Here is an 11374-nt window from a genome sequence, read left to right on the forward strand (position 1 = left end):
TAGTCCCGCGCCATCGATGTAGCCACAGACATCGTGGCGCGGACCTGGCCCCCGCCCCCGACTCGCGCCCGGAGTTCGCGGTCAGGCCGACGCCTGCTGAGCCGTCTGATGCCGTCGTTGGCGCATCGTCGAAAGAAACTGCCGCCCCTCGTTGAGCATCCGCTTGGTCTCTTCCATCGACGTCATCATCTTCTTCACCGACTTGAAGATGTACTTCGGCCGGAAGTAGAAGCTGCGATAGAAGCGCTCGACCGCGCCGTAAATCTCTTCGTTGGTAAGGCCAGGATAAGTGATCGTGCACTTCTGATAACCGGATTCGTCGAGCAGCGGATCGACCGCCAGGAATCCATTCTTGGTCACGTAGTCGAACAGCTCAGTGCCGGGATAGGGCGACGCGAGCGACACCTGGATCGTCTCGCAGTCCATCTCGCGCGCGAATCGGATCGACTCCTCGATCGTCTCTTTATTCTCGCCCGGCAGTCCCAGGATAAAGGTGCCGTGAATCAGGATTCCGATCTCGTGGCAATCCTTGGTGAAGCGCCGCGCTCGATCGATCCCGACGCCCTTCTTGATATTCTTCAAAATCTGCGCGTTGCCCGACTCGTAGCCGACTACGAACAGCCGGAGCCCGCCGTCCTTCATGATTTTCAGCGTTTCGTAATCGACGTTTGCGCGGGAGTTCGTAGACCAGGTGATTCCCAGCGGCTTCAGCAGCTGCGCGATTTTGCGCGCGCGCGCCGGGTCCGCCGTGAACGTGTCGTCGTCGAAGAACAATTCCTTCATCTTCGGGAACTTCGACTTCATCGCCGCCACTTCTTCGTAAACGTTCTCCGGGCTCCGCACGCGATAGCGATGCCCCTGCGTGACCTGTGGCCACAGGCAGAACGTGCATCGCGCCGGACATCCGCGCCCGGTGTACATCGACACGTACGGATACTGGCAGTAGGGACTGTTGTACTTCAGGTAATCGAGGTTCTTTTCGTAGACCTCGGTCACGAACGGCAGCTTGTCGAGCTCTTCGTCGGTAAGCGCCGGACGATCGGGGTTGTGATGTTGCGTGCCGTTCTTCTGCCAGCTGATCCCGCCGATCGTGCTCCAGTCGCGGCCCTCCGCCACCTCGAGCATCGAGTAGTCGAATTCCTTTCGCGCCGCGATATCGATCGCGGCCGACAGCTTTAGCGTCTCCTCTGGACGCGCAGTAGGATGTCCCCCGACCATCGCGATGATCGCGTTCGGATTCGCCGCCTTGATTGCTTCCGCCGTGCGCGTGTCCATTCGGAGCGACGGCGTCGAGGTGTGAATCACGACAAGGTCGTAGTTCTTGGCCTCGTTGATCGTCATCTCAACGGTGTAACTGTGGGGAGGCGCGTCGAGCAGCCGAGCGCCCGGAATCATACCAGCCGGGTACGCCAGCCAGGTTGGATACCAAAAAGACCAGACCTCGCGCGTCGCCTGGTAACGCGAACCGGCACCCCCGTCAAAGTCGTCATACGAGGGCGGATTCAGGAAAAGTGTCTTCATTACATCCATATTTTTAGAGCATACTCCAAGCCTGTCCGATTGGTTAGTCCGCGACTATACAAATCGCGACCACCGAAGGCAAGAATGTCCCAATGGAATATTTGCTTTCCGCTCAACTTTGCGACGGACCGAAAAACCATGCATTTTCAAGGATTTTTGGGCGATCAGGACCTCTTCTCGGCGACAAGAATCATCCGACGCGTCACAATCCCGTAATCCTCGCCCTCGAATCCGCCAAATACTGCCGTCACGCGCATCCCCACACGCTCCAGCAAACGCGTCATCTCGGTGAGAGTGTACAGCCGGATAATATGCCCGATCGATTCGCGCCGCCCGCCTTTTGGATCTACGACGATGAAATGCACATGCATGCGGCTCGTCGCGAGATCGAGGTCACGTCGCTCGACGTACAACGTTCCGTCCGCGCCGGTGTGCCAGTCGTTCTGAATGTAGTTGTCGATCGCCCACTCGCGATTCAGCATGTCCAGCAGTAGCTGCCCTCCGGCTTTCAGGGCCTTCACCGCGGATTCCAAGACTTTCAAATCCTCGGCCTCCGATTCCAGGTATCCGAATGAGGAATACATATTGACGATCGCGTCGAACTTGTTTTCGAACGGGATCTCACGCATGTCGCCGGCCACGGTCTCGATTGTGACCTTGGCCGCCTCGGCAGCCTTGCTCGCGAGATCGAGGTACTCCGCATTCAGATCGAGTCCCGTAACCTTAAATCCACGCTTCGCCAACTGGACCGAATGCCGCCCCTGGCCACAGCATAAGTCGAGCACCGACGCGCCCGGCTTCAGACCGAGCGTGCGCGCAACGAAAGCGCTTTCTTTCTCGGCGCGCTCTTCGGTGAACATGTGCCCGTACACGTTCAGATAGTCGCTGCGAAAAAAGTCCACGTACCAGGCAGAGCCTTGCGATGCCATCGCGTTCCCTCTCAATACAGTTAGGATGAAGTTGATAATTCAGTTAACGCATAACGGGTCCACAAGATCGAGTCATCGCCATCCTGTGGCCCGACTGCTTTCGATGGTGCTACGGTTTTGCGCTAAGAGAAAGTCGGCGTGGAAAAAGTTTCAGTATTAGCGAGCGGCGGCCTCGACAGCTCGGTCCTGATCGCAAAATTGGCGGATGGCGCCGAAGTGTATCCCATCTACGTCCGCTGCGGTTTCAAGTGGGAGGATGCGGAACTTGCCGTTCTTCGATTATTCGTCCACGCGCTTGGCAACCCAAATGTGAGGCGCGCGACCATTCTCTCGGTCCCAACGGCCGCTCTCTACGGCGACCATTGGAGCGTCACCGGCGCGAGTGTTCCCGCCGCCGACGAGCCCGACGAGAACACTTATCTCCCCGGCCGCAACATTCTTCTCATTTCATTGGCTGCTATCTGGTGCAGCACGCACGGCGTCTCCCGCATCGCGATTGGATCGCTCGGAGGCAATCCTTTTCCCGACGCAACGCCTGATTTCTTCGACAACTTTGGCCGCATCCTGAGCATGGGACTAGGACACAACATCCTAGTCGAAGCACCCTTGAGAGGGCTACACAAGGAGGACCTTATTAGGCAGTTCAAAGATCTACCGCTCCAGTTGACTCTGACCTGCATGGCACCCTTGGGTTCGATACACTGCGGGCAATGCAACAAATGCTTCGAGCGTCAGCAGGCTTTTCACAAGGCCGGCATACTAGACCGCACCACTTATCTCGGATAGCTGGATAGTGCGGAACTTCCTGAGCATAACTCTCATACTTCTGCAGGTGAGTCTCCTTGGAGCCTGCACCGCTCATCCTTCGACCGACACAAAGTCGGCATCCACTGCGTTCAAGGTCGCGCTGCTTACGCCGGGCCCGGTAAGTGACGCGGGCTGGAACGCGGCTGCGTACCAGGGCCTCGAACTCATCAAAGCCAAGCTAGGAGCCGACACCGCTTTAGTGCAGACCAAGTCGCCGGCCGACTTCGAGGACGCCTTCCGCGATTTCGCTTCCCGCGGCTTTGACCTTATCTTCGCGCACGGCTTCGAATACACCGATTCTGCACTCGAAGTAGCGCGGAGCTTCCCCAATACCTACTTCGTGGTCAGCTCAGGCAGCGAGTCATCCGCGAATGTCGCATCGATAACCTTCAATGTCGATCAAGCGACCTATGTGGAAGGTGTGCTAGCGGCTGGTGTTTCAAAATCAGGAGTAGTTGGTGCGGTGGGCGGCATAGAACTGCCATCTATTAAGTTGTTCTTCGAGGGGTTCAAGCGCGGCTTTCTTTCAGTACAACCCAAAGGCCGCATCTTGATCAGCTACACCGGCAATTTCGACGACGTTGGCGCGGCCAAGGAAGCGGCGCTGGCGCAAATCAGCCAGGGCGCCGACGTCTTGATTCATAACGCAGACGCAGCCGGCCTGGGCGTTTTCCTCGCGGCGGAACAGGGTCACGCCTACGCGTTCGGGGTGTTCACCAATCAGAACAACGTCGCGCCCGATGTCGTCCTTGCCAGCGCCGTGACCTCAACTTCGCTCGCGTTTCTGAAAATCGCGACCGAGGTGAGAGACAAGACCTTTCATCCCGGGATGCTGGAATTCGGAATGCAGGACGGCATGGTAAGCGTGGTCTTTAACCCGAAGCTCGAATCGCGGATACCCGCGGGCGCCCTGGAACGCGCCCGCAAAGTCGAGCAAGATCTCGCGACCGGCAAGCTAGTCCTGCCGCCGACGCTCTCACTACCCGTCACCGCCAAGTAGATTACCCTCCGCCTCGACCGGTGCCGGCGTAGTCACGAACGCGATTGCGCCCGTCAGACCGCCGACCATAGTAGTCGCGAACCATAACAGTCCCAGTGCGATCGCGTCCTCCTTTCGCATTCCCGCCATCCCGAACAGCAGCAGGTAAGCCGACTCGCGGATCCCCAAGCCATTCAAAGTAAGCGGCAGGCTTGCGAACACGTTCGCAATCGGTACGCAAAGAATAAACAGCGACAGCGGCGCTGTGAGGCCAAGTCCAGCCGCCAGGATGTACTGGCCCAGCGCCAGCGTGACCTGCAGGATGATCGATAGTGCGGTTGCTGGAATCAGCGCCGCCGGATGATGCAGGTACGGCGCGACGATTCCGCCCGCGCGGCGAACAGGCCGTGGCATCAGATGAATCATGCGCGCGACAAGCGGCGCCGCGAGTAACCCAACGAAAGCAATCGCACCGACTGCGATTGTTGGCGTGATCACCGACGACGGAATCGGCGCGAAGTTCAGAAAGATCGCGCTAAAGGCGGCCAGCCAGAACAAACCGATCAAGCCCACGGCGCGATCCGCGACGACCGACGCGATTGCCTCGCCCATCCTGCCGTGGCGCCGGCCGAGGTAGACAGATCGCGCCGCATCGCCGCCCAGCAATCCGGGCACGAACAGGTTGGTGAACATCCCGACGAACGTGTACGCGAGGAACTCGCGATAGTGGCCGTGTACCTTGAGAAGTGCGGCGAGCAGTTGCCATCGATACGCGCACATCGCCTGTCCCGCAACGTAAAGCACGACCACCGCTGCGAAGTAAGCGGGACGCTCGCGACTGAGGATTCGAATGATCGGTCGCGCGTCGTAACGCCACAACAAAACGGCGACCACCGCCACCCCCAACCCCGCGCGAATCGCGAACGCGCGATACCGATGCGCCGGGGGCGCGGCCCGCTCAGTTGACGCTGATTGGTTCACGGCGCGAGATTCGTTCACGTCGGAGGATTGCGCGCTTCTTTCCTTCGGCCGCGATCAGGTCGAAGTCACCAAAGCTCTCCTTCATTCGGGCGAGATCGCCGGCGTCGAGAACGACCACGATGGGCCCGGGCCGCTCCCATCGCCGGAACATCTGATCGTCGTTGTTCATGAACCAATAGCGCGCGTTCGGGTCGAGTCGCGAGCCGAAGTCGAGTTCCGTGCGCCCGCCGAGCAGCACGATGCGCTTGCGATTGTAGAACGGCAGCGACTGAACGTAGCGATGATAACAAATGATATCCGCGTCGGGCGCCTTCTCGGCGATCGCGCGGCTGAGCGACGCGTATGAACGCATCGGCTCGGTCTCCAGCCGCGCCCATCCGCCGGCGATCAATGCAAACGCGAGCGTCACGATGATCGCGCCGAGCCCCGCAGCCGTGCGGCGCATGATGAACATCAACATCGTAACTACGCCGCCCGTTATCAGGATTGCGCCGATCGCATACAAGGAAGGACGCGCAGTCATCACGTACGGAGTGCGAAATTGTGGCGCCGCTATTGCCGTGACGATCACGCCCGCGCCCAACAGCGCCAGCATCGGCCCACTCTCGATGAGTATCCGGGAATCCGGCGGTCTCCGTGCGGCGCGCGAGTCCGCGGCCGGCCATGCGCATGCCACGAGCCCGTCTGCGATCAATACGGCGAGCGGAGGGACAGCAGGCAGGATGTACGGGATCAACTTCGCGTTGGCGCATGAGAAAGCGACCAGCGTGATGCTCGCTGCGACAAGGCACAAACTGCGCGCGGGATTGCGCGGAGCCTCGCGCCAGGTCAGGAACGGCACCAGCAACGTCCACGGCAGCAGCCCGATGGCGAGGACAGGAACATAAAAGTAGAACGCTTCGCTGTGGCTGTAGTCGGTCTCGAAGAAGCGTCGCAGATGCTCGCCGACGAAATAGAAGTCGGCGAAGCCCGGCTCGCGTATCGACATCATCACAAACCACGGTGCCGCGATCAGAGTCGTGAGCATGAGGCCCAGCACCGCGCGGAACTTCGCGATCGCGCCGCGCAGTTCGTGCCTCAGCGCCAGCCAGATCAGCATCGACAGAATCGGCAGCGCGGCACCGACCGGCCCTTTGGTCATCACGGCCAGACCCATCGCGACGTAAGCGACCCAGCACCAGCGGCCGCCTTCATGCCAATGGAGATAGAGCGAGAAGGTTGCGATCGTCACCAGCGCGGTGAGCGTCATGTCGGTGGTGAGCACTTGCGCCATCAATGCGTACAGGGGAGTGGTGGCGAGGATCGCGGCGGCGAGAATCGCGTGGCGCCGGCCGAATGCACGCAGCGCGAAAACGTACGTCGCGAGTATTCCGGCGATCGCGGACAGCGCGACCGGGATGCGCGCGGCAAATTCGGAGACGCCAAAGATCCAGAAGGAGAGCGTGGTCAGCCAGTAGAGCAGCGGCGGCTTCTCGACGTACGCGACGTAGTTGAGATGAGGCACCAGCAGGTTGCCGCTTTGCAGCATCTCGCGCGCGATCTCGGCGTAGCGCGCTTCGTCTGGCTCCCAGAGCCCGAACGAGCCGAGATGAAACAAGCAGATTGCCAAGGACAACGCGACGATCGCGGCGACATCGTATGCGATCGGAGTCGCGGGCGCCGACGGGGCGGTGAACGCCGGCGAGGACACTTCGTTGGGAGCAGTCCCGGACACGGAGGTTGAGTCTAACGCGCCGATGATATTCCTAATAGCCGACGGCGCCTCCTCCCTTGCGCGGATCGGCGGCGCCGTGAAGATTTGCCGGCGCAATCGTAATCGCGCCGACCGCTCCGAGATTCGGCACGACCTTAAGCTTGTAGCCCATCTGCTCGAGCGCGCTGCGCGTCGCCGCCGGCATCGCTTGTTCGACGATGACGACATCGGGTGCGGCCTGCTCATGAATTCTCGGCTCGGCGACGGCGCTGGTCGCGTCGAGATGGAACGCGAGAATGTTGAGCGCGACCTGCAGCACTCCGCTGATGATGGTTGGCCCGCCGGAGCCGCCGGTCGTCATCACGGGCTTGCCGTTTTTGGTGACGATTATCGGCGTCATCGACGAGAGCGGACGCTTGCCCGGCCGCACCTGGTTCGCGAGCTCGCCTTCGAGGTGATACGCGTTGGGAACTCCGGGCGCGACGGCGAAATCGTCCATCTCGTCGTTGAGGATGATGCCGAGCTCGGGCACGCTCATCTTGGCGCCGAACACGGTGTTGATAGTGGTCGTCAGCGCGACGACATTGCCGTCCTTGTCCGCGACGAGCAGATTGGTGGTGCCGTGATCGTGCGCAGCAGCGGGCGGTGGCGGCGATGTCTTCGGATGCATCGCGCGCTCGCGCAATTCCAGGATGTGAGAGTCAGTGAGCAACTTCTGGATCTCGACGCCTACGAAAGACGGGTCGGCGTACTGCTCGCGATCGATGAAGCCCTGGCGCATCACCTCGATAAGGCGCGCGAGGTACGGCGGCGAGTTGACGCCGAGCCCGGCGAGATGGCCGGAGTCGAGCGCACCGAGCATCTCGAGCACGACACCACCCGACGACGGCGGCGGCATCGCATAGACGTCGTAGCCCTCGTAGCGATGGTGAATCGGGTCGCGCCAGTCGGGACGATAGTTCGCGAGATCGGCAGCGGTGAGGAGTCCACCATGCGCTTTCATGAACGCGACGAGCGCGGCGGCGACTTCGCCGCGATAAAAGTTCGTGACCGGATCGTTGCCCAGGCCCTTCAGCGTCGCCGCGAGATTCTTCGCGACGATCGTGTCGCCGGCCTTGAGCGGCGAGCCGTCGGGCTTGAGGAAAACCTGGCTCAGCCCGGGATCGCTTTTCAGCTTCGGCGCGAGCGTCTCGATCTCCTTCCCTAGATGCTCGCTCGCGACGTAGCCGTCGCCGGCTAATTTCTCGGCGGGCGCCGCGATCTGCTGAAACTTCATGGTGCCGAAGCGCCTGAGCGCCGCGTCGATGCCTGCGATTTCACCCGGCACTCCAACCCCGAGAATGCCATCGCGCGCGAGGTCTTCGTCGGGCTTGCCGTTGCGAATGTACATGTCGGGTCGGGACTGGAGCGGCGCAGTCTCGCGATAGTCGAGCGCATAGAAGTGCCGGACCTTCGCGATATAGATGAGCATGAAGCCGCCGCCGCCGATTCCGCACGCGGCAGGATTGGTGACGCCGACTGCGAGTTCAGTGGCGAGGGCGGCGTCGACGGCATTGCCGCCTTGTTTGAGAATCTCGACGCCGGCGTGCGCCGCGTCGTCGCTTTCCGACACTACCATTCCATGCACGTCGACGGCGGACGTTTGCGGAGCAGCGGAGTCCGCGTTGGAACACGGCGCGATGAACAGCGCCAGCGCGAGCAGGAGGGCAATCGCGCGCGAACACGCGGCGAAGAATTGAATCCGACGTGGCATCGACATCAGGGCTTTACTAACAGCCATCGCCGACCGATGAAAGGTACGTTTGAGCGCGATGGCGTTCGGAAGTCCAGGATCAACTGCCGGAGAGGCGAAGTTCGCTGAGGCCTCGCAGGGCCATCGAGCCGCGATACTGAAGCTTGGCCTCTGGGTTGGCGAGTTGCAGGCGCGGGAATTTTTCCAGCATCGATTCGATTGCGATTGCGCCCTCGAGCCGCGCCAGCGGCGCGCCGAGGCAGAAATGGATCCCCTCGCCGAATGACACGTGCTCGTTGGGATCGCGCGCGACGTCGAAGCTGGCCGGATTGGAGAAGTGCGCGGGGTCGCGATTAGCCGCCGCCAGCAGGATGAAGGCGAGGCTGCCCGCGGGAATCTCGGTGCCGCCGACGCTCGCAGTAGCAATCGGCATCCGCACCGTCATCTGAACGGGTGGGTCGTACCGCAGCATCTCCTCGATCGCTTTCGGGATCAGATCGCGATTCTCGCGCAGGCGTTGCTGCTGTTCGGGATTGCGGCATAGAGCGAGCAGACCGTTACCGATCAGATTGGTGGTGGTTTCATTGCCGGCCAGCAGCAGCAATACGACGAAGGCGAGCAGCTCATTTTCGCTGAGCGCGTCGGATTCATCGCGGGCGGTGACCAAGGCGCTGATCAGATCGTCGGCTGGATTCGCGCTGCGCTGCTTGATCGCCTCGGCGAGGTAGCGACGGAGATCCTCTTTTGCGGCGAGGCCGGCGGCAGACGGGCCGGTCGCCATCTCCTGGCCGAATGAGCTGATCAGATCGTTGGACCACTGCTTGAATTGAGCGTGATCGCTGGCCGAGACCCCGAGCATCTCCGCGATAACAATCACCGGCAGCGGATTGGCCAGCGCCGCCATCGCTTCGACTTCGCCGGAGTTCGACGCGCGGCTGAGAAGGTCAGTGGTGATTTCTCGAATTCGCGGCTCGAGCTCGCGCACGCGCCTCGGTGTGAACGCCTTGCTGACCAGCTTTCGCAGGCGCGAATGCACCGGAGGATCAGCGGTGAGAATAGTGGGGGCGCCGCCGAAGGGATCGATACGCTCGCGAAACGGGATCTCGGGGCGCCGAACGGTGAAGCGTTCGTGGTCGTGCAGGACGCTGACGACGTCATCATAGCGGGCGACGAGCGTGGTCGGCATGAAGAGTTTGAGCTGCCGCGGAGGACCTTCGAGCAGCGCAGGGAAGTGCGGATAGGGATTCGCGCGAAAGTCAGCATCGAACGGGTTGAAATAGAAATCAGGCTGAGCCATTGGCGCCTCCAGAGAACCGCAAGACTTAATTGTAATGAAACCCACCGTGGGTTTCATGCTTCCTTGGGCAGGGGTGACCCCTGCACCCAGCGATAATTTCGGTTCCTTGAGCAGGGGCGGATGATGGTGCTTTAATCGGTTCCTTAGCTTCCGCCAAAGCGCTCAGCAAGCAGAGGTATCTGCCATGACCTACGCACCTGCTAACCGGCCGATGTACGACGCCGACAGCCATATCATGGAGTTGCCGGATTTTTTGCAGAAGTATGCAGATCCGGAACTGCGCAAGGACATCCCGGCGGTAAGCTACAGCGCGTCGCTGGTTACTGATGAAGAGGTCGCGGAGATCATGGCGCGCGGCGGGCGGCATACGGAGGAGCACGTCGCGGAGATGATCGCGCTCGGCGACAATCTGATCGAGCGATCGAAAGAGATTCAAGCGTTGGGCGCATTTGACGGCCGCGAACGATCGAAGGCGGTCGACATGCTCGGTTTCAAAAAACAGCTCGTATTCGCGACGCACAGTGTCGCGATGCCGTTTTCGCCGAACTCGAAAATCCCGCCGAAGCTGCGCTACGGCGCGGCGCGCGCGCACAATCGGCACATGGCGCATTTTTGCGGGGACGATTCGCGGCTGATGGGCGTCGCGGTCGTGCCGCTGGAGGAGCCGGCACTCGTGCTCGAGGAACTCGAGTTCGCGTTGAAGAGCGGCGCGAAGGCCATCTGGGTGCCGCATCACGCGTGCGGTGGCCGATCTCCGGGACACGTCGAATTCGATCCTTTCTGGACCCGGCTGGTCGAGGCGAACATTCCGTTCGTGATGCATGTCGGCGGATCGCCGCTGCAACTGGACAAGGCGTGGATTAACAACGGGCGGCCACCGGTCAAAGACTGGATGGGCGGCGGCGAGAATCTGCGCACCAAGGACATTGCCGTGCTGCACCAGGGGCCGGAGACGTTTCTTTCGATGATGTTGATCGACGGCGTGTTCGAGCGGTTTCCGAAGCTGCGCGGCGGATGTATCGAGCTGGGCGCGGGATGGGTGCCGGCGATGCTCGTGCGGCTGGACTGGACGGTGAAGATTTGGAGCAAGACGGACGCGAACCTTGCGCGGTTTACGCGCAAGCCGTCGGAGCAGCTCACGCAGCAGATGGCATTCACACCGTTCGTGTTCGAGGACATCGGGGCTCTGATCGATCGGTCAAATCCAGACCTGTATTTGTTCTCGACCGATTACCCGCACACCGAGGGTGGCCGCAACCCGATCGCGCGCTTCGAGACGTCGCTCGGAGATCGTTCCGAACAGATCCGCGACCGATTCTATTCGGAGAATTTCCTGCGGATTTTTCCTGAAGCGCGCGCGTCCTAGCGACTAACGAAAGAAATTTCGATCGACGAAATAAATTTCGTCCTACTGACTCAGCGGCGGCGGGCGGTG

The 11374-nt window shown here is 61.0% G+C and carries 9 protein-coding genes; 3 read left to right on the forward strand and 6 right to left on the reverse strand.

Annotation, left to right across the window (positions count from 1 at the left end):
• Nucleotides 1-81: 81 nt before the first annotated feature.
• Together hpnJ and WB650_RS19935 are read right to left on the reverse strand one after the other, a co-directional pair.
• On the reverse strand, nt 82-1521 hold the full coding sequence (gene hpnJ, locus WB650_RS19930; protein WP_422305183.1) for a hopanoid biosynthesis associated radical SAM protein HpnJ: 1440 nt from the start codon (nt 1519-1521) through the stop codon (nt 82-84).
• Between the two features lie 164 nt (nt 1522-1685).
• Nucleotides 1686-2450 (reverse strand): class I SAM-dependent methyltransferase, encoded by a 765-nt coding sequence (locus WB650_RS19935; protein ID WP_422305185.1) that lies wholly within the window; start codon nt 2448-2450, stop codon nt 1686-1688.
• A 138-nt stretch (nt 2451-2588) separates the two neighbouring features.
• Here WB650_RS19935 and WB650_RS19940 point away from each other — a divergent pair, with 138 nt between their 5' ends.
• Together WB650_RS19940 and WB650_RS19945 are read left to right on the forward strand one after the other, a co-directional pair.
• Nucleotides 2589-3236, forward strand: a complete 648-nt coding sequence (locus WB650_RS19940; protein ID WP_422305187.1) for a 7-cyano-7-deazaguanine synthase — start codon at nt 2589-2591, stop codon at nt 3234-3236.
• A gap of 46 nt (nt 3237-3282) precedes the next feature.
• Nucleotides 3283-4257, forward strand: a complete 975-nt coding sequence (locus WB650_RS19945; protein WP_422305189.1) for a BMP family protein — start codon at nt 3283-3285, stop codon at nt 4255-4257.
• Here the strand turns inward: WB650_RS19945 and WB650_RS19950 are convergent.
• The 4 genes from WB650_RS19950 to WB650_RS19965 all read right to left on the reverse strand — a co-directional run bounded on the left by WB650_RS19950 (nt 4237) and on the right by WB650_RS19965 (nt 9939).
• A complete protein-coding gene (locus tag WB650_RS19950; protein ID WP_422305191.1) occupies nt 4237-5217 on the reverse strand; it encodes a lysylphosphatidylglycerol synthase transmembrane domain-containing protein in 981 nt (326 codons plus the stop codon). The two genes, WB650_RS19945 and WB650_RS19950, sit on opposite strands and share 21 nt — an antisense overlap.
• Complete coding sequence (locus WB650_RS19955) at nt 5195-6931, reverse strand: glycosyltransferase family 39 protein (RefSeq protein ID WP_422305192.1); 1737 nt, start codon at nt 6929-6931, stop codon at nt 5195-5197. The genes WB650_RS19950 and WB650_RS19955 overlap by 23 nt, the downstream gene beginning before the upstream one ends.
• A 31-nt stretch (nt 6932-6962) precedes the next feature.
• Nucleotides 6963-8663, reverse strand: coding sequence for a gamma-glutamyltransferase (ggt, locus tag WB650_RS19960; RefSeq protein WP_423961746.1), 1701 nt, complete (start codon nt 8661-8663; stop codon nt 6963-6965).
• A 79-nt stretch (nt 8664-8742) separates the two neighbouring features.
• Nucleotides 8743-9939 carry a cytochrome P450 gene (locus tag WB650_RS19965; RefSeq protein ID WP_422305196.1) on the reverse strand — a complete coding sequence of 399 codons (1197 nt, stop codon included), beginning with the start codon at nt 9937-9939 and terminating at the stop codon, nt 8743-8745.
• A 184-nt stretch (nt 9940-10123) separates the two neighbouring features.
• On the opposite strand from WB650_RS19965, the gene WB650_RS19970 reads away from it, so the two are divergent.
• Complete coding sequence (locus tag WB650_RS19970) at nt 10124-11305, forward strand: amidohydrolase family protein (protein WP_422305198.1); 1182 nt, start codon at nt 10124-10126, stop codon at nt 11303-11305.
• Nucleotides 11306-11374: the final 69 nt, after the last annotated feature.

This window comes from Binatus sp. (SeqCode) (genome assembly GCF_049584895.1).
GTDB lineage: Bacteria > Desulfobacterota > Binatia > Binatales > Binataceae > Binatus.

Coding starts and splice junctions, on each gene's coding strand:
- ggt (WP_423961746.1), bottom strand. CDS start 8,663: ATGCCACGTCGGATTCAATTCTTCGCCGCGTGTTCGCGCGCGATTGCC.
- WB650_RS19970 (WP_422305198.1), top strand. CDS start 10,124: ATGACCTACGCACCTGCTAACCGGCCGATGTACGACGCCGACAGCCAT.
- hpnJ (WP_422305183.1), bottom strand. CDS start 1,521: ATGAAGACACTTTTCCTGAATCCGCCCTCGTATGACGACTTTGACGGG.
- WB650_RS19935 (WP_422305185.1), bottom strand. CDS start 2,450: ATGGCATCGCAAGGCTCTGCCTGGTACGTGGACTTTTTTCGCAGCGAC.
- WB650_RS19965 (WP_422305196.1), bottom strand. CDS start 9,939: ATGGCTCAGCCTGATTTCTATTTCAACCCGTTCGATGCTGACTTTCGC.